At 38.3% G+C, this 17,751-nt stretch carries 21 protein-coding genes, 2 tRNA genes and 2 pseudogenes; 7 read left to right on the top strand and 18 right to left on the bottom strand.

The annotated features are described in order from the left end of the window. Positions 1 to 164: 164 nt before the first annotated feature. The 6 genes from ACOWPH_RS04815 to ACOWPH_RS04840 are packed head-to-tail and all read right to left on the bottom strand — an operon-like array spanning position 165 to position 5,472. Positions 165 to 809 carry a hypothetical protein gene (locus ACOWPH_RS04815; RefSeq protein WP_015214291.1) on the bottom strand — a complete coding sequence of 215 codons (645 nt, stop codon included), beginning with the start codon at positions 807 to 809 and terminating at the stop codon, positions 165 to 167. 1 nt (position 810) lies between these two features. Continuing rightward, positions 811 to 1,692 carry a hypothetical protein gene (locus tag ACOWPH_RS04820; RefSeq protein ID WP_015214292.1) on the bottom strand — a complete coding sequence of 294 codons (882 nt, stop codon included), beginning with the start codon at positions 1,690 to 1,692 and terminating at the stop codon, positions 811 to 813. Then, positions 1,693 to 3,042 (bottom strand): collagen-like triple helix repeat-containing protein, encoded by a 1,350-nt coding sequence (locus tag ACOWPH_RS04825; RefSeq protein WP_422665685.1) that lies wholly within the window; start codon positions 3,040 to 3,042, stop codon positions 1,693 to 1,695. 50 nt (positions 3,043 to 3,092) lie between these two features. After that, positions 3,093 to 4,613 (bottom strand): hypothetical protein, encoded by a 1,521-nt coding sequence (locus ACOWPH_RS04830; protein ID WP_422665686.1) that lies wholly within the window; start codon positions 4,611 to 4,613, stop codon positions 3,093 to 3,095. Next, positions 4,610 to 5,158 (bottom strand): hypothetical protein, encoded by a 549-nt coding sequence (locus ACOWPH_RS04835; RefSeq protein WP_015214294.1) that lies wholly within the window; start codon positions 5,156 to 5,158, stop codon positions 4,610 to 4,612. The genes ACOWPH_RS04830 and ACOWPH_RS04835 overlap by 4 nt, the downstream gene beginning before the upstream one ends. After that, positions 5,158 to 5,472 (bottom strand): hypothetical protein, encoded by a 315-nt coding sequence (locus ACOWPH_RS04840; protein WP_015214295.1) that lies wholly within the window; start codon positions 5,470 to 5,472, stop codon positions 5,158 to 5,160. The genes ACOWPH_RS04835 and ACOWPH_RS04840 overlap by 1 nt, the downstream gene beginning before the upstream one ends. A 299-nt stretch (positions 5,473 to 5,771) precedes the next feature. Between ACOWPH_RS04840 and ACOWPH_RS04845 the strand changes: the two are divergent. The 4 genes and pseudogenes from ACOWPH_RS04845 to ACOWPH_RS04860 all read left to right on the top strand — a co-directional run. After that, positions 5,772 to 6,284, top strand: a pseudogene (locus tag ACOWPH_RS04845) (nitrogenase component 1); the annotation flags it as partial. Between the two features lie 436 nt (positions 6,285 to 6,720). After that, a complete protein-coding gene (locus ACOWPH_RS04850; protein ID WP_015214296.1) occupies positions 6,721 to 7,344 on the top strand; it encodes a RusA family crossover junction endodeoxyribonuclease in 624 nt (207 codons plus the stop codon). Positions 7,345 to 7,519: 175 nt separating this feature from the next. Beyond that, the gene (locus tag ACOWPH_RS04855) at positions 7,520 to 8,254 is read left to right on the top strand and encodes a Uma2 family endonuclease (protein ID WP_015214297.1); all 735 of its coding nucleotides are present in this window, start codon (positions 7,520 to 7,522) and stop codon (positions 8,252 to 8,254) included. A gap of 65 nt (positions 8,255 to 8,319) precedes the next feature. After that, positions 8,320 to 8,895 (top strand): Uma2 family endonuclease, encoded by a 576-nt coding sequence (locus tag ACOWPH_RS04860; protein ID WP_015214298.1) that lies wholly within the window; start codon positions 8,320 to 8,322, stop codon positions 8,893 to 8,895. A 105-nt stretch (positions 8,896 to 9,000) separates the two neighbouring features. Here the strand turns inward: ACOWPH_RS04860 and ACOWPH_RS04865 are convergent, their stop codons facing one another. The 3 genes and pseudogenes from ACOWPH_RS04865 to ACOWPH_RS04875 form a co-directional block, all read right to left on the bottom strand. Then, a complete protein-coding gene (locus ACOWPH_RS04865; RefSeq protein ID WP_015214299.1) occupies positions 9,001 to 9,516 on the bottom strand; it encodes a peptidylprolyl isomerase in 516 nt (171 codons plus the stop codon). A 155-nt stretch (positions 9,517 to 9,671) separates the two neighbouring features. Further along, positions 9,672 to 10,250: a hypothetical protein gene (locus tag ACOWPH_RS04870; RefSeq protein ID WP_015214300.1), complete on the bottom strand. Its 579-nt coding sequence runs from the start codon at positions 10,248 to 10,250 to the stop codon at positions 9,672 to 9,674. Between the two features lie 77 nt (positions 10,251 to 10,327). Continuing rightward, a pseudogene (locus ACOWPH_RS04875) lies at positions 10,328 to 10,459 on the bottom strand (Uma2 family endonuclease); the annotation flags it as partial. Positions 10,460 to 10,582: 123 nt separating this feature from the next. Here ACOWPH_RS04875 and ACOWPH_RS04880 point away from each other — a divergent pair. Further along, complete coding sequence (locus ACOWPH_RS04880) at positions 10,583 to 11,053, top strand: ISAs1 family transposase (protein ID WP_242043211.1); 471 nt, start codon at positions 10,583 to 10,585, stop codon at positions 11,051 to 11,053. A gap of 126 nt (positions 11,054 to 11,179) precedes the next feature. Here the strand turns inward: ACOWPH_RS04880 and ACOWPH_RS04885 are convergent, their stop codons facing one another. From ACOWPH_RS04885 to ACOWPH_RS04895, 3 genes are all read right to left on the bottom strand, one after another. Continuing rightward, positions 11,180 to 12,712 carry a slipin family protein gene (locus ACOWPH_RS04885; RefSeq protein WP_171815787.1) on the bottom strand — a complete coding sequence of 511 codons (1,533 nt, stop codon included), beginning with the start codon at positions 12,710 to 12,712 and terminating at the stop codon, positions 11,180 to 11,182. Positions 12,713 to 13,141: 429 nt separating this feature from the next. After that, positions 13,142 to 13,217: transfer RNA gene (locus ACOWPH_RS04890), tRNA-Lys, on the bottom strand. 2 nt (positions 13,218 to 13,219) lie between these two features. After that, positions 13,220 to 13,292 (bottom strand) — tRNA-Ile (locus ACOWPH_RS04895). 210 nt (positions 13,293 to 13,502) lie between these two features. On the opposite strand from ACOWPH_RS04895, the gene ACOWPH_RS04900 reads away from it, so the two are divergent. Both ACOWPH_RS04900 and ACOWPH_RS04905 read left to right on the top strand, forming a co-directional pair. Beyond that, positions 13,503 to 13,748: a type II toxin-antitoxin system Phd/YefM family antitoxin gene (locus ACOWPH_RS04900; protein ID WP_015214302.1), complete on the top strand. Its 246-nt coding sequence runs from the start codon at positions 13,503 to 13,505 to the stop codon at positions 13,746 to 13,748. Next, positions 13,745 to 14,149, top strand: a complete 405-nt coding sequence (locus ACOWPH_RS04905) for a type II toxin-antitoxin system VapC family toxin (RefSeq protein WP_015214303.1) — start codon at positions 13,745 to 13,747, stop codon at positions 14,147 to 14,149. The genes ACOWPH_RS04900 and ACOWPH_RS04905 overlap by 4 nt, the downstream gene beginning before the upstream one ends. Positions 14,150 to 14,212: 63 nt before the next feature. Here the strand turns inward: ACOWPH_RS04905 and ACOWPH_RS04910 are convergent, their stop codons facing one another. The 6 genes from ACOWPH_RS04910 to ACOWPH_RS04935 form a co-directional block, all read right to left on the bottom strand. After that, on the bottom strand, positions 14,213 to 14,695 hold the full coding sequence (locus ACOWPH_RS04910) for a hypothetical protein (protein ID WP_015214304.1): 483 nt from the start codon (positions 14,693 to 14,695) through the stop codon (positions 14,213 to 14,215). A gap of 79 nt (positions 14,696 to 14,774) precedes the next feature. Further along, positions 14,775 to 15,377 carry an AAA family ATPase gene (locus ACOWPH_RS04915; RefSeq protein WP_015214305.1) on the bottom strand — a complete coding sequence of 201 codons (603 nt, stop codon included), beginning with the start codon at positions 15,375 to 15,377 and terminating at the stop codon, positions 14,775 to 14,777. 12 nt (positions 15,378 to 15,389) lie between these two features. Further along, entirely contained in the window at positions 15,390 to 15,614 is a 225-nt protein-coding gene (locus tag ACOWPH_RS04920) for a hypothetical protein (RefSeq protein WP_015214306.1), read from the bottom strand. After that, positions 15,614 to 16,033, bottom strand: a complete 420-nt coding sequence (locus tag ACOWPH_RS04925; RefSeq protein ID WP_015214307.1) for a hypothetical protein — start codon at positions 16,031 to 16,033, stop codon at positions 15,614 to 15,616. Before ACOWPH_RS04925 ends, ACOWPH_RS04920 begins: the two co-directional genes overlap by 1 nt. Then, positions 16,026 to 16,250, bottom strand: a complete 225-nt coding sequence (locus ACOWPH_RS04930; protein WP_015214308.1) for a hypothetical protein — start codon at positions 16,248 to 16,250, stop codon at positions 16,026 to 16,028. The genes ACOWPH_RS04925 and ACOWPH_RS04930 overlap by 8 nt, the downstream gene beginning before the upstream one ends. A 114-nt stretch (positions 16,251 to 16,364) precedes the next feature. Beyond that, positions 16,365 to 17,594 (bottom strand): PIN domain-containing protein, encoded by a 1,230-nt coding sequence (locus ACOWPH_RS04935; protein WP_015214309.1) that lies wholly within the window; start codon positions 17,592 to 17,594, stop codon positions 16,365 to 16,367. Between the last annotated feature and the right edge of the window lie 157 nt (positions 17,595 to 17,751).

A 17,751-nucleotide genomic window follows, 5' to 3' on the forward strand; every position in this document is an offset into this window, starting at 1 on the left:
GATGCTCACAGTATGGCACGGCTGCGGGGTATTGTGTAGTGGCTGTAATCGCCTACTGGCAAAGCATTACAGGGTGTATGCAAAAAGTAGCAACCCTATAGGGTTCTGATTTTTTGGATTTATTTAAAGCACACAAAAAAATAAAAATATTAAATATTATTAACTTACCCTAATGGGGTTTTATCATCGGGTTCGCGGTACAAGTCAAGCCGTCTTCGGGTCTTTTTGTAAGCCTTATTTCCTTGCTTTGGTTTTCCTGCTATGTCGGTGGGTTCTGATATTAAAGTTGCATAGCACGGGTAATACCTGGTTGGTAATTTCACTTTATCTGGATCGACTTGGACATCATCACTAACTCTAAGTTTCACGATCGTATCGACCGATAGTGTTGCTAATGAGCGAACAACTTTTACAGCTTCTTCTTTACTCGATCCATAAACTGCCATTTGTCTTCCGCTGCTCATAGTGGCAGTAGCTCTATACTCTCCCCAAGTAAAAGGCTGTGCAGCTTTTTTGATTTGTTGCCAGGTCAGTCCCTTCTTACAATTAGGAATTGTATAGTCTGCCACCGTGGGGTTTTTGCCATTTTCCTTCCAAGGTGGCTTTTCTTTTGATTTGAAAATTATTTTTAAAATTCTTTCTTGCTTCCGTGGACGCTGAACATCCGCAGATGGTAATCCAAGAATTTGCCCAACATCTTTATTCCAAACTGTCCTCGTTGTAACAACAGACTGAAGTATTGCCAACTTTAAATCTTTCTGTCTGCCAAACAGAACAATATCTTGGGAAGATTTAACAATTTTAGACATACTATGGTTCAGGATTAATCCGAACGGCTTTATTCTCTCCTAATTCTATTTCATTTCTAAGATCATCCATTCTCCAGATATCGTCTAAGCCCATCGACACGATATAGCCAGTGTCCCAAAAAGCATTTTCCACGCCTCCAAGATACCCTTTTACAAATTCTCTCAATATTTCTGGTTTGATTTGCTCGATTTTTTTATCTACAGCTTTTGCGAACGACCATGATTCACCTTCTTTAGTGACTGGAGATAACCCAAACATTCTCAAACTTCTGAGACTGAGGATTGATGAATAGAAAAGATTTTGCAATCCCATCTGACCTATTAATGCAATTCCAAACTTGAATTGATTTTCAATATTTGTTTTTGATTCGGATGATATATTCCCTCGAAAAGTAGCTATTCGTTCCCGCGCAATATCAACAGCCAAGCCTGCGGGAACAACAGGGTATTTGATAGGGATGCCGTTGATAACAGCTACGGTTACGACTCTAATACTGGCATCTCCCAAGATATACCCAGCCATATTAGAAATCAGATTATTAGTTGATTCAATCTGTTTTTTTATATCTATGTCAGATTGGTTCCAATCGAAGTTGTAAACCGTATAACTAGCGATTTGCATAAACTGCCAAAGCGATGACCAGCTAATTTGAATACCAAGGGCATTAGCTACTGATAAAGCAAAACCCCCTAACCGCTTCAACCCTCCAAGGATTTTACCAAAGATACCTTTACCATCACTATTTGCAGCGTCAGCTAATTGGCTAGAGAATTTCCTTACACGATGCCAACGATTAGCACCTTTAAAATTAGTCTGTTGACCAATATTAATTACATCTTTACCGGGTTCTAGATCAATAGTTCCATCAGGGTTTATTTTCATTTATTTTAATCCCTTCAAAAATTGTTTTAACTTATCAGTCAAGTCCTCCACTTCCATGAGTGGGACACCATCAATTTTCATGTCCCCCACAGGTTCACGTAGTAGCTTTAAGAATAATTTCCAATCATCCTCATCTGCTTTTAACTTAGCTAGAGCATCTTTGGCGATAATTCCTCCCATTACGGTATCGCCTGGTTTGTATTGCGTTGTGAGTGCAGCTTTAGTGATTCCCGCTGAAATTAGCAGGGTGTTTAATTTGTGTTCTAGATGTCCAGATTTGTGAGCATAGCTAATAATTTGCTGTTTTGAATCCTTGATAAATTCTTTGATATTTTGAGTCCCTGGAGTAAATAAAGTCTTAATTTCTTTAGGAGTTCTAGTCATTTGATATCCCAAGTATTGGGCATTACTTAAAGCTAAATCTTGGGTGATTATGGTTGCATTTTTAGTAGCAGCAGTTTCTACTAAGGATTTCATTCCTAATTGAGTATTGAGTTGTAAATCATCCTGAATCACCAGAGACAAGCCCATCAACTCAGAAATACCATCACTGATATTGTCAATACGTAAATTCTTCTCAACTATCTTATTACCCTCTTCAACCTCAACAGATATATTTAATGGGAATTCACCCACAACAGATTTAAATTGGGCATACTGATAAGCCTGAAATGATACATTATCAGTTATGTTTTGATATTCATGTTTGCCCCAATCCGATGTCGATAATATCTCTCCAGACGCGGGGTTTCTGACAATCTTAGGCATTATCGAAGGAGGAGCGATAACAGGCAGTTTGTGTAACCCAGCCCGTCTCCAGGTGGCAGCGTCTAAGCCAAATAACATCTGTGGTAAATTTGCTACCTGGATTGTTAGTGGTTGAGTGTCTTGTAGCGAAGTTGATTCTTTATAAGCTTGTTTGATTTTTGATTTAATTGATGTTTCTGGGTTGAATTTGTAATTTTCTTTCTCTGTCTCAAACCAATCATTACCACCCAAAATACGATAAGTTCTACAGCAAGTTTTACCAAGAATCTCTATTTGAGATGAAAGTTGTTGTACTTGAGCTTGGATACCATAAAGCCCAATTCCAGCGTAAGGCAGTGGGACATCTACACCAGCCGCACAATTATGCGCCGTCAATGTTCCAGAGATAGGTGCGAGGTTGGCTGCGATCGCAATTCCCACAGCAGTATTTAAAGAAGTTTGATCCACTGTTTCAACGATTGTTGTTTGCAAGATTGTTGTTTGTCCAGGCGTACCGGGAATACCTTGAGGGCCTGGAGCGCCATTTAACCCAGGCGTACCAGGTGTACCGGGAATACCTTGAGGGCCTGGAGCGCCATTCAAACCAGGCGCACCAGGTGTACCGGGAATACCTTGAGGGCCTGGAGCGCCATTTAACCCAGGCGTACCAGGTGTACCGGGAATACCTTGAGGGCTGGAGCGCCATTTAACCCAGGCGTACCAGGTGTACCGGGAATACCTTGAGGGCCTGGAGCGCCATTCAAACCAGGCGCACCAGGTGTACCGGGAATACCTTGAGGGCCTGGAGCGCCATTCAAACCAGGCGCACCAGGTGTACCGGGAATACCTTGAGGGCCTGGAGCGCCATTTAACCCAGGCGTACCAGGTGTACCGGGAATACCTTGAGGGCCTGGAGCGCCATTTAACCCAGGCGTACCAGGTGTACCGGGAATACCTTGAGGGCCTGGAGCGCCATTCAAACCAGGCGCACCAGGTGTACCGGGAATACCTTGAGGGCCTGGAATACTTGCTTTATTTAAAGCTAAATCAGCAGTTCGTTTTGCCAAAGCTGCTTCCCCCTGCGCTACTGTTCCAACATCGAACGCACGTTTCGCGGTCTGTTGTGCCAAAGCTGCTTCCCCTTGTGCCACTGTCCCGATATCTAGCGCTCTTTTTGCAGTCCCTTTTATTTCTATTACTTGTGGCTCTAGAAAATCTATTTCACCTTGAACCTGTTGCACACGTTGGGGAAGTGGTCGCAATGGTTGTACTTCAGAAAGGGCTGTATTGGCTCTACTTGTTGCCAGCCCCGCTTCAGCTTCAGCCCCTTGAGCAATTCGCCTTGCTAACTCTGCTATTTCTTTGGATGCTCCAGCCGATTGTTCTGCACCTTTAGCTGTTGCTAAAGCTACTCCAGCCGCTGCACCAGCGGCTAAGGCAGTACCTTGAGCAGTACCTGCTAGAACCAAAGCACTACCGGCAGTACCTTGAGCAGTACCTGCTAGAACCAAAGCACTACCGGCAGTACCTTGAGCAGTACCTGCTAGAACCAAAGCACTACCAGCAGTACCTTGAGCAGTACCTGCCAGAGTCAAAGCACTACCAGCCGTTGCCCCAACCGTAACTAGTTGAGCTTGCATGACAACGACAGCAGAAGCTGCACTAGTGGCAATTCCCAAAGCACTTGCAGCAGCCGCAGCCGCAGAGCTAATAGCAGCCCATACTGCTGATAATGCAGATGCGATAATTGGAGCGGCTACAATGGCAACTAATCCAGCAAGCCCTGCGGTAAGTGCAATTAGTTTAGCTTTAGTCCATTCAATTTCTGTCTCGTTTGCACCAATTTTTCTGTCTTGATCGAAGTTCCAATTAGTAAGAAAATCCAACCGAGGATCTAATCTTTGTACCGCACGTTCAACGGCTTTATTAATAATTCGTTCTTCATCTATATTTTGATCGGCTCTTGATTCTAATGCTGTGACCCTTGATTCTAACGAAGAAACCCTGCCATCAAGTACGGATACGCTGCTAGATACTGCCGCGATTCTATTTACTAAATCTTCCCGCATCGCCTGCAATTCTGCTTTAGTAGCAAAGGTCCCACCCAGTCCATTAAGTGCAGATTGTATGCCGGATAATTGTCCTGCAATTTCGCTACAAGATGTCGATGTCATAAATTTATGATTGCATTTCTAATATTTGATAGGCCGCTGGAGACAGAATCACAGTCCAAACAACAATCACCACAGTCCAAACTTCCTTCAGGACACCCTTCTATACACTCAATAGAATAGCTGTTTGTAGAGAATAGTCCTTCGTACAAGATTTCAGCACTAGCCCCAGTGACAATTATTTTGTAATTCGCTGGAGTTATGCCAACTAAGCTCCCTTCATAGACAACTCTATTTATTCCACCGCTGATATCGTCCCACTGGGTAATTGTTCCCGGCGGGCAATGATACAAAGCACTGTTTATTTCTAACGATGATCCGGTGAATCTCCACCCGTTGTAGGGATACTTACCAATAAAAGATAAAGTTTTGTTTGGGAAGTTTACGCCTGATTGAATGTAACTAGCGTTAAAAATAGCGGTGAAACTTCCACACGGACTAGTGTCGGGTTCGGTGGTTACATTAATTGGGGTGTCAGTGAATTCTTCTGTTGAATTATCCGGTAGTGTTATGCGGGCGATATCACCCGCATTACAATAAGAAGCCATTAAAGTTGCAATGGATCGTAAGTGATATCGCTTGCAGGCGCGTAGACCTGGAAGGATAAATTAATTTGATCCTTCGCCACTCCATTCCTTGACGATGTGTTTCTAGTAGGGGCGCTACTAGCAAGGTTCACCGATTGATCTGTGTTCTGTACCAGCCATTCTTGTCCACTTTGCACTATCGCCCCAAATGCCTGTGTGGCCGTAACTGCATCAGAAAAAACGACTGTCAGTGTTTTAGTTGGAGCATCAAAATCCGCACTACTAATCAAAGTCGTATTGTTATCGAACAAATCCGAAAAGGTGGGTTGAGGCATTAGTATTTGATGTATCTTTATATGACTATATAAATTATATTGTCATATAACTGCTAAGTCATGCAGTTTGAGCGATCGCACTTTCAGGGAGTAGGTACATATGTATATATACTCATAGAAATAATTTGTAGCTTATTGCTACAAAACACTAAGGATAAAAGCAAAAATAAGCCACGCTGATTAAAGTGAAGCATTGATAAAAACAGCTTTTTTAGCAGGCAAGAAACCTGATTTAAGCCAAAAATAAGACACGCCTTAATTTTGCACCCAAGAGCCTTGTCTGGTAAGCCTTTGAGCAACAAGAGATTTATATACCCTGGTTGGAGTATAATTTCTTCGGTCCTACCAAGATTGCTGCATCTTTACGCGAAATTGCTTCTAAGTTTGACGCGAAAATCCAAGCAAATGCTGAGAAGGTAATTGCTAAGTACCAACCTACCATGGATGCGATCGTTTCTAAATATCGCCCCCGTTTGGAAGGTAAGACAGTTGCAATGATGGTTGGTGGTCTACGTCCTCGTCACGTTGTTCCCGCTTTCCAAGATTTAGGAATGAAGATGATTGGTACTGGTTATGAGTTCGCTCACAACGACGACTATAAACGTACTACCAACTACATCGAAAACGGAACTATCGTTTATGACGACGTTACCGCTTACGAATTTGAAGAATTCATCAAAGCATTGAAGCCAGACTTAGTTGCTTCTGGTGTGAAAGAGAAGTATGTATTCCAAAAAATGGGTCTTCCTTTCCGTCAAATGCACTCTTGGGATTACTCCGAACCTGATTATGTTGGTGGAAAGGTGCGTTAATTTGATGTTTTTTGGTTGGGTAATTAAGAGAATTTGATTTTTAGACTAAATGTATTTAATTATGTTCTATAATAACATTGTTTGTTGGTAGCTGCAAGTAGTAAAAGTCTGATTTTTCAGGGTTTGAGGGAGTTGTTAATTTTTGATAGTTTCTGATTTGGTTATGTAGGATAACTTTTTGTGGGTTTGTTTTTTAGACTAAACTAGACTACGTTTAGGCAAAAAAAGGTTACTAATTCTTATGACAACATGATTAACTATATAAAATATAGTTTTAATCAATGTAAAAAAACACAATTTTCTTGGTGATTATCTATTTTTTTGATAAGATAGAAATAATTTTGCTTTCCGAGAGGTCTATTCTTTATGTCTTCGTTGGAATGGGAGAAAAATAGAAATTTTCTTGCATCAGGTTTGATAAATTTATACCTACCAATTGAGCCAGTTTCCTTACAAGCAAGTCGAAGAAATAAAGAAAGAAGTAGTTACTTCTCAAATTCATCGTATTACCAGTGCTTACAATTTTATATTAGTTGGTGATGTTCAGATAGATATAAAATGGCATATTCATGAGCAGAATCGTTATGAATCAGATTCGTCAGCTGATGTAGATAATATTATTAAACCAATATTAGATGCTCTATGTGGACATAAAGGTATTCTTATCAACGACTGTCAAGTACAAGCTATATCTTGTCGTTGGATAGACTGGGAATCTGATAATCAGGAGATTATAATAACGATTCAGATGTTTTTTAACGATGAATGGTTGCTAAAGTCTGGACTTATTTTTACTCATATGGGTAAAGGAATCTGTTATCCCATTCTATTAAATGACATAGATCCAAAATATACTTTAGTAATACTAGAAGACCTAGAAAGTAAAATAGCAAGACGCGATGAACTTATGGCTAAAGGTATGAGCTATTATCATGCACAAGGAGTGATGTCAATTCAGCGAGTTTTTCATATTTCAAGAGTTCAAGATTTTGATATCATTCAACTTAATGATCTTAAAAAACAATTACTGACTGAAAGTGAGATTTTAAAGGATTTTTAGTCATAACTATAACTTGCGAAAAGAAGTCTAAAGTCTGTCGGTGGGGTTAAGCAACCGCACAACCCAACATAATTTGAAAAAATAATCAATTACATCCTGTAAATCCTAAAATCCTGGATATCCTGATTCAGACAATTAATGCTACAATAAATTAATAATTACTTGGTATCATATCATGATGATTACTCAAGCACTGGAATTACAAACTAACACCTTAGAAGATATATCAGCAGATATCATTTTTCCACCTAGTGACCTATATAGTGATGAACCTCCCGTGGAAACAGAACTGCATCTCGAACAGATAATGCTCTTAATAAAATCACTCAAATGGCTATGGAAGGAGAGAACAGATTTTTATGCTGTAGGAAACCTAAGTATCTACTATAGTCCTCATCAAAAGAAATCAGAAGATGTTAGAGGTCCATATTTTTTCGTAGTTTTAGGAACAGAACGAAAAACTAGAAAAAGTTGGGTAGTGTGGGAAGAAAATGGCAAATATCCTCATGTCATTGTGGAAATTCTTTCACCAACTACAGCTAAAACTGATAGAGAAACCAAAAAACTACTTTATCAAGATACTTTCCGTACACCTGATTATTTTTGGTTTGATCCTTATACATTAGAATTTGCAGGATTTAATTTAATCAGTGGCAAATATCAACCCTTAAAACCTAACGAAAAAGGACATTTATGGAGTGAAGAATTGGGTTTATATTTAGGGATTCATGAGGGTTTATTAAGATATTTTACATCATCAGGAGTTTTAGTTCCTACACCGGAAGAAAGCGCAGAGATGGAAGCAACAAGAGCAGCAATGGAAGCAGAAAGAGCGAAAATATCAAACGAAAAATCTCAAAGGTTAGCCGCAAAATTGAGAGAGTTAAATATTGATCCAGATACAATTTAACGAAATCTAACGTCAAATTTTGTTTGGTTTAATTACCCCAACTTTATATATTAGGAGAATATTTTATGTCAATAATGACCATTAAAGATGTAGAACAAGTTCAAACCGCTTTTAGTGAAGCAGGTTTAGATTACGATGTTGAATTAACAAACGGGAGAATTTCTATTGTGGGTCCTTCGGATATTGTATCTAGTGAAATTAGTAGTCGTTTAATTGCTTTCCTCTTCGCTTGGGTAAACCCGCGTCGTTTAGGAAGAGTATTTGATTCTGCTGGTGGTTTTATTTTACCTGATAGCAATCTCACCGCACCAGATGTTTCTTTTGTTCGGGCTGCACGTCTGCGTCAAAGTCCCCGTTATTTTGGGGAACTTGTACCAGATTTAGTAGTAGAAATTAAATCTCAAAGTGATAGAATTAAACCTTTAGTTACTAAAATTCTCAACTTTATCACATTAGGTGCTGTGATTGGAATTTTAATTGATCCTGATGAGGAAACTGTTACAGTTTATCGTCATCAAGGTGAACCAACTATTTTAAATAATGGTGATATTTTAACTTTACCTGAACTTTTTCCCGGTTGGGAATTAGCTGTTTCTGAATTGTGGCCTCCTATTTTTACTGAAGAAGAAACTCAAGGTTAGTTTGTTTGATTGGATTAGTTTTTTTGTGGAGTTCTTTCATGAGAAATAGGGAATTTGTCCTGAAGATAACGGTGTGCGGAGGTTTCTCCGCACTAATCCTTAATTTTATTCGTGGATAGTAACTTTGATCATTTTAACTGGAGTTTTGGGGCGATCGCCTTGTCCCGTTGGAGTGGTTTCAATCGCTTTTAATACATCCATCCCTTCAGTAACTCGACCAAAAACAGGATGCTTGGATTGACCGGGTGTAAACCAATCTAAATAGGAGTTGTGGCCAGTGTTGATGAAAAACTGGCAACTGCCACTATTAGGGGCTCCTGTATTAGCCATAGATAGAGTTCCTGGTTCGTTGGAAATTTTCCCATCTTCAGGATGCTCATCTTGAATGCAACCATCAGGACCATTACCTGTTCCCGCACGAGGAGAGCTAGGATCTTTACTGTGAGGACAACCAAACTGCACCATGAAGTTATTAATCACCCGGTGGAAATGCAGACCATCATAAAAGCCACTTTTAGCCAATTTGATGAAATTTCCAGCCGTTATGGGCATAACATCGGTGAATAGCTCAAGAGTAATAGTACCAAGGGACGTTTCAAGGGTTGCGGTGGGATTTGTCATGAATATTAAATTACTAATCTGTGCAATGGGTTATTTTGTCGCTTCTAGTTTACCCAAAATCTTGAACATAATGTTAACTAAAATCCACAACTTTTCAAACTAATAATTTCTACTTGTGATAAAGAAACTCAAGATTAGGTTATTTTCTCGGCATTTCAATCAGGGAAAGCTAAACCGGTACTCGGATCTCTAATATATAATCCCAGTGTCAAACTCCGCATCACTTCATCCCACACAGGTATTAATTGCTCTGCTTGATCTGCCCAATAATCAAAAGTAATTAAACATTGAATATTAGAACCTAAACCAACACAAGTCCGAGAAAAAGCTTCCCTTGGTTCGGCTTGAGTATCAATAAATTTAATTTCACACCACATAATTCTAGCAGTTTGTCGCTTAACGGTAATCACTTCTCCTCTTTCAATCACATCACGGCTATCATCTTCCATGATTTTCTTCAAAGTTGATTTGAGGGGAAATAGAGTCCAGTCATTCGGTGGTAGGTGATTGTAGGATAATTCTAAACAACAATCATCCTTGGGTGGTTTTTTATCCATGAACTTGAATGATTTTTCCTGTGGCTCAAACACCCAATTTTGAGGAACATTGAAGCGAACTGCTCCCCTCCCGGCTACAAAAATCTTATAACCATCAGGCCCTTCCCAGTGATGATCCGGTTTTAAGTCTAGGGTTTCTTTAATCCATTGGAGATTGCTTTTCTTACGCTTGCCCATAATTAAAATAAGCTCCTAAATTTTAGTTTACAGTTCCAACTATTGGTGATAAATTACAGAATTTGCAAAATTTGCTTTTATTCTTCAGTTTCAAATCTAACACCTTCATATAGTAGTTCAATCGGAAATTCAAATTCAATATTTGAAAAAGTGATGATGTCTCCAGTAGTTTAGGGATAGTAAAGCCACATTCTTTCTTCTCCTCGACAGTCAGGGTTAGCGCATCTCAAACCCTATTGACAAGGGGATTTATTTGATATGTGGGAGGATGTTCAAGTGAAACAACTCAAGGTAAGTTAATACATAACCCATCTAGTCAATGTATCTAAGCAATGTCAACAGGATTTAAGAAGAAGTGCAAAACCAGAACATCTGTTAAACCCAGTGTAGACAGTAAAGAGATTACCAGTAACTTTCTCCAACACTTTACGGAAATAAAAGACCCTAGAGCAGAAAGGACTCGACTGCATCTACTCACCGATATTATCACTATTTCCTTGTTGGCAGTCATAGCAGGCGCAGAGGGTTGGGAAGATATTGAGGAATATGGACTAAGTAAAAAAGACTGGTTAGAGACATTTTTAAAACTACCAGAAGGAATACCCAGTCCAGATACATTCAGAAGAGTATTTGAGAGAATAAACCCCAAAGAATTTGAGCAATGTTTTCGGAATTGGGTGCAATCATTAGTGGAGAAATTAGGTGTAGAAGTAGTTGCTATAGATGGTAAAACTCATCGAGGCTCATATGACCGAGAATCGAAACTAAAAGCCTTACATACAGTCAGCGCATGGGAAGAGTGAAAATAGGTTGATTCTAGGACAAACAAAGGTCAGTTGTAAATCAAATGAAATCACGGCAATTCCAGCACTATTAGAGACTCTGGTCTCCTCTACTGTAATTCCCCTGTCAATAGGGTTTGAGATGCGCTAACCCTGCTGCGGATTCATGCGAATTAAATCCGTCAAAATACTATCCAAACTACCATTAACTTGAATCCGATCAATCTTCTCAGCAATACGTTCTAAAACCTCCAATTCTTTCAAACGCAATGCAACAGGATTATCTTCCATTACTTTGGCAGTATTCAACATACTCCGAGTAGCAGCAGTTTCTTCTCTGCGTCTGACAACATTAGCTTGTGCAGCTTTTTCAGCTTCCACAACCTTACTCAAAATCGCCTTAATTTCCCCAGGTAAAATAATATCTTTTACCCCTACAGAATCTACTTCAATTCCATAAGCTGCGGCTTTTTGGCGAATATATTCAGAGATACTTCTATCAATTGCTCCTTTATCTTCCAATAAAGTATCTAAAGTTCGTTCACCAACTGCACCACGCAAGGCAAATTGCAATTCTTTGTACAAAAATCCAGTAATATCTGATAACGCATTTTTGGCTTTTAATATGTCTTGAATGCGGAAACCAGCAGTCAAATTTAACCGCAGAGGTACTTTATCTTTAGAGAGGATTTCTTGACCAGAAATTTCCATGTTTTGCAATCGTAGGTCAATGGTTTCCGTTTGCCAAGAACGTCCAAATGACCACCAAGCATTTAATCCTGGTTGTAATTGTGTTTGAAATTCCTGATTAATATATAATAGTCCAATATGTTGAGGAGGAACTTGACAAATATGTAAATAGTTCCGACTCAGTGTTTTTACTTCTGCTGTTCCTTCGACCAATTCAGAAATTAATGCAGGTGGTAATTTGGCATTATTGCTAATATCAATAATTTCTACTTCCACACCTTGCCAAAATAATTTACGGCTTGTGGGTGGTAAAATAGAAATTACTTTCCCCCTATATCGGACAATTGCGACTTGTGAAGGCAATAATTCCACGATTTCACAGTAAGCAGCAACAAAATTTGGATGTTTTTCAATGAGGATATCTTCCAGGGGAAAATCTGGGTTAGGGACGATCCGGCTGATATTCCGCACTGCTACAGTCTTATCTATTGACCAAAAAGCATATTCTCCTGGTTCTAAAGGTCGGACAAAATTATTTTGAAGATATAGTAAACCAATCTCAGATTCAAAGATTTGGAATTTCTTCAGTCCATTTAGCGAAAATGAGCGTAATTGTTGGACAAAGTAATTAGGTAATTCCCAATTTTCTTCTAAGTTAAAAAGATGAGATTCTACTTCTATGAAACCACGCCAAAAAGCTCGTAATTGATTAGGGGCAACACTTATCCAATTCTGACCCAGACGAACTAAAGCAGCTTCGTTGAATGCGGTTCTCACAATCAAGAGATATTTTTGCAGTTCTGTACCATGATTTCGCAATAATAATTCTAGGTTTTCGATTTCTGCTTCTGGTTCGTTGAGGTCATGAGTTCTAATTTGCCAATGACGACCAAAATAAGTATATGTACCAGGCTGCAAAACTTTCTTAAAGTCGCTGCGGTGATATAAAATGCCAATTTCATTAGGTTTGATGTAAAATGTTTTCCACATAGTAATTTGCATATTTGGGCGATAAATGATTTATTGTATTTACTTGTAATTACATGCTACATAACATTTTTTACTCTGTCAATACAAGTGTTCACAGTTTATGTGTGGGCAAAAACTTCGCCAAAACTGGATTAAGAAGAATGTAACTTTTTCCTAGCTGCTCCGTAGCAACCCAGAGCAAGAAAACATCCTGCAAATATGCCGTTCGATTGTCCTTATGGAAACCGAAGGGACAAACTCAAGTTAGGGAGAAAAGCAGTTGCGCTTACTCATTAACTGTAGCCATTAAGCATCACCCTTGCGAGTAATAACCAACAGCAGAACACTTGCACCGCAGAGTTAATGAAGATAACACGGATTTGAACCGTAGGATTTCTCCTTTACCACTTGCTACTTCCCAAAAGTAGTGTCCTTTAACCCGGACAGGGTTGGTTGAAAGTACAGGATTTGAACCTGTTACAGATCGATTAAAAGTCGATTGCTCTACCAAATGAGCTAACTTCCGGGGGTTTGATACAGGATTTGAACCTGCGACGGGTTGATTATAAGTCAACTGCTCTACCAACTGAGCTAATCAAACGATAGAATAGGTTGGAGGACTCAGCGGTATACGCTCATACTAGAGTTTGGCGCACCAGTTAGGTATACAGAACCTAAACTATAGCTTTGTAACTTTACTGCTATCCCACTTCAAATGTAGCATATTGTAATTTGCTATGAATTTTTTTTTAATTCTTGCCAGAATCTGAGGGTTAAACTAAACTAAGTTTGTAGACTTAGCTAAAAACCTATGGAAACTGTAAATATCCATCAAGCTAAAACGAATCTCTCACGTCTATTATCCCGTGTAGAACATGGGGAAGAGATTATTATTTCTAACCGGGGTGTTCCCGTCGCTAAGTTAGTTCCGTTTAGTGTTTCGTCTCACCGCAGAGATAGTTTAGGACAAGATCGAGGAAAATTTGTAATTCCAGAAGACTTTAATGCACCTTTACCAGAGGACATTTTGGCAGCGTTTGAGGCTAATGAGGAGTGAAACTTTTACTGGATACACAGTGTTTTTTATGGTGGTTTGCTGAACCTGAGCGTTTGCATGAAGAAGCGATCGCACATATTGCTGATGAAAGCAATGAACTATGGCTTTCTGTAGCTAGTGTGTGGGAAATGGGGATAAAAGTTGCAATTGGTAAGTTACCATTACCAGAACCACTGGATAGTTACATTTCTAGCCGCATGATGAAATTGGGGGCGAAATCTTTGGAAATTACAGCTTCTCATGCACTCAGAACGGTGGCTTTACCGTTGCATCATCGAGATCCTTTCGACAGAATGCTCATTGCACAAGCACAGATGGAAAGTATGACGCTTGTGACTGCGGATTCAATGCTTAAAGAGTATCAAGATACTGCTATTCTTTGGGCTGGGAATAAAGGTTAGTTTGGGAAGTGCGGCTACAATGAATGCTTACCGAAGCGATCGCACTCAACTCTATAATATTCCTCATTCAGATAAAATAATTGTAGCTAATCGTTCCTCAACTTCTTGAATATAATCTGTTAAACCTGTATCAACTCCTCTTTCTCGTAGATGTTTTAAATTTGTATCTTCCCAACACTGCTTTTCCCGTTCCATATCGTTTCCTGTTAGCTGTTCAACTACTACTTTTACATTTCTCATTCGTTCAGGTTCTTTCTCAGAAGTAGCACGTAATCTGTGCGACTCTATGCAAGGATGAAAACTCAATTTATTTTTGATTTCTTCAAGAATTTGTTCCTCTTCTTGATTAGATGCAATAAACCCATTTAAAACCCATGCTTCACGTTTTGGATCAGCCGCACCAATGACAATTTCTAATTTAGGTATTCCATTAATATGTTTTAAACGTGCTTGCTCAATTCCTTCTTTACGTTCCGGTTGATTATCTAAATCACGGATAAAAATAACAGCTTTAATATGTCGTCTTTTTTGTAAAAAACGTACCAAATTAAGAACTTTAATAGATGCTGCACCATCAGCTTCTAAAGATACACCCTTACTATAATGACCTAAATATCTGGGTTCCTTATATTTTAGTTGTTTTTTTGCATCGACTCAGCTTTTCTTCTATGAATTGAAATTTATCTGGAGCTTCGTCACGAAGAGAATCTAAAGTAGGTGCTAATCCTGAACCGTCAAATTCAACTCTTGGCGTAATTTCTTCACTGTAAGCTGGTTTAGCGAGATTGGAAGCTATTAATTTTAAATAAATAGTGTTTTTTAAAGATTGAGGAATTTTGGATATATCTCTAAAACGTGGATCTTGATCCCAATCATATTGATGTCCATCTATACTTAATATTATGATGGAATTGTGATTATAAATTTTCTCTTCTTCAATACTGTAGAAAAATTTCCACTTTCTCTTAATATTATCTTGCCAATAACCACTCGCAGTTATAGACATCCTTTTTTCACCCATTGTTGTAATAAATTGATGTAGATTTTCATGTTTAAATATTTGTGTAGAGGATGAATAAGTAAGCATACTTAAACTATACAAAGCTTGTAAAACCGTTGTTTTACCAGCACTGTTTTTTCCTACAATTCCATGTAATCGGGAGTTATCGAAATTGAGTTCTGTAGATTTATGGCTTTTGAAATTATGAAGTATTAGTTTTTCTAGCATATTTTTTATAAATCACAATAATTCAGGAATATATTTATTTTCATAGTTTTCAATTAATGCACCAATTACTTCCATAAGAGATGCGAGAGGATGAGTTTCATCTTCACCAACTCGATCAATAAGAGAATCAAGTATATTAACCAAGTATTCATATTCCTCTTCTGTGTGAGGAACAAAAACATTTTTGGCAATAGATGACCAAGCGGTGATAGTTTGATTGATGTTTAAACTTTGCATTATTCTTTTTTTGAATGTACCTCAAAAGCCAAATCTGCACGGTAAAAACACACATCAAACTCTAAAAAGAAGTTCATACGCCCTAATAATAAAGGTACATCATCAGATAAGCACCACGCAAAAACTAAGCGAACAGGCTCAAATGATCCAATCTGGGCAGATACCAGTAAACCTCTTGCCTCTACTGGTGCTAAATTGCCAGCTAATATCACAGAAGTAGTCTGTTCTTCCCAAATTGCACCTAGCTGAATACCTACAGTGTATGGGAGAACGTTAACACTTGCGCCAGTATCCAATAAACCGGAAACATCTACCGATGAGTTACGATAAGTAAGTGTTAATGGTAACTTTGGTAGAGCATCAGGAACACCAAAGGTATCATATCCCTCTGTAAAGGCAAATCTTTGAGTTTTAGCCATTGTGCTTTTGATCGTCCGCTTCTAGTAGTTGAGCAAGTTGATGTGCGGCTGCATGGGAATTAAGCGGGGATAAAATAGAATAGGTTGCTCCCTGTTCTAATGATGGTTCTTCATCCCTAGATAATTCGGAGACTAGAAACTGCATTACTTTTAGTTTGTCTGCACGATTTAGATTTCGCAGGGTAGGAAATAGTTCTATGGCGTTCATAATTGTCATAGTAGAGGGAATTTCATATTTCTATTTTTCCACAAGTTTCATGATTGTGCGATCGCTCTTTGGGATTTGAAAAGGTGCGATCGCAATTTGCGATAATGCACCCTAAATGACAGTTTACTCAGTAAGCAAACTTAGTCCAAATATCCAGGCAGGTGGGTTATTACTGGTATAGTCACCTCTAAAGATACCTGTGATGGGAGATTCGACGGGTCCAAACACAACTTTCCATGTTTTGTTTAAACGAGGTGAGAATACTTTTATAATATGAAGATTACAGGACATAGGTATGTCCATATAGGCATCATAGCCATTAAATTTTTCGGGATAGACACGGAGAAGATATGTTTCTTGAGTGACTTTTTGACCATCAATAGTTTCAAGTTCAATTTCCTCATACCAATAGTCTCGTTCTTGAGGATGATGAGTTGCAGAATTGAAAAGCCTATTTTCCTCCATACGAATTTCTTCTACTACATCTTCATCTGCACCATATAAATCTAGTAAGCGCGAGAAGGATATAATATGAAATGAACATCCCTCTGTTTCTCGCCTAAATTCATCTACAAGTTCATATCTCGGATATAAAGCTTTTTTCTCGGATCTATAAAACCAATCATGCTTCTCTTCGCCTGAAACAAAGATAACGTGGCTTTTATTCGATTTTCCAATTTCTAATATCGTCAGCCAGATTAGAAGATCACCAATTCCTAAGTCTGGCTTACCTCCATCCTTATAACCCGGTGGATTTTTATGCAATATGAGGTTTTTCAAATCTTCTTTGACTTTATTTTGATCAATTTCTGGCTCTATAATTACACTTTTATTAAAAATTTCAGCGTAAATTAAACTAACTGGATCATTCCAAGTCCACCCACTAATATGATCTATTACAGAGCTAATAGCTTTCGTGTATTTTTTAATAAGTTCATTAATTTCTTTTTCAATCTCAAGAGTTTCTTTATATGCTTCTAATGACTCAAGAAGTGGGTACTTTCCTATATCAAATTTATGTTGTGATGAATTCTTTCGAGTTAATTGTTGGTAAACTTCTGCTATCTTAGTAGGTCTATTCTTAACAAATTCTCTAGCAGCTTGCGCTGGTATTATTAGACGATTATTTTGTACTAACTCTCTGTATATCTTTTGAATCTGATTAAGGCTATTTGTGCCTGTCGTATATGGAACAAGTAAAGTATTTGTATCGAGGACAATAATTGCATTATCTTTGATATCTTCAACTGGCTTGAGTACATTAGCGAATAATGAGGTTGCATCAGGAAAAATCCGATTAGCAATAAAAATATCAACTTCACTTTGTTCTGATTTACCTTGATTTGGTGACATAATTTTAAACTCCAATTTACATAATTTTTTAGATGAACACAAAGTACATAGTGATGTTATCTAGAATAGACTAATCTTTTACATAGGAAGCATTATTTAGAAACATGATTTTAGCTTTTTGCTCATCCATTTGTAGCAATAAGTGTCTTAAATCATG

The organism is Anabaena sp. PCC 7938 (genome assembly GCF_049315035.1).
In the GTDB taxonomy this organism is placed as follows: domain Bacteria; phylum Cyanobacteriota; class Cyanobacteriia; order Cyanobacteriales; family Nostocaceae; genus Anabaena; species Anabaena cylindrica.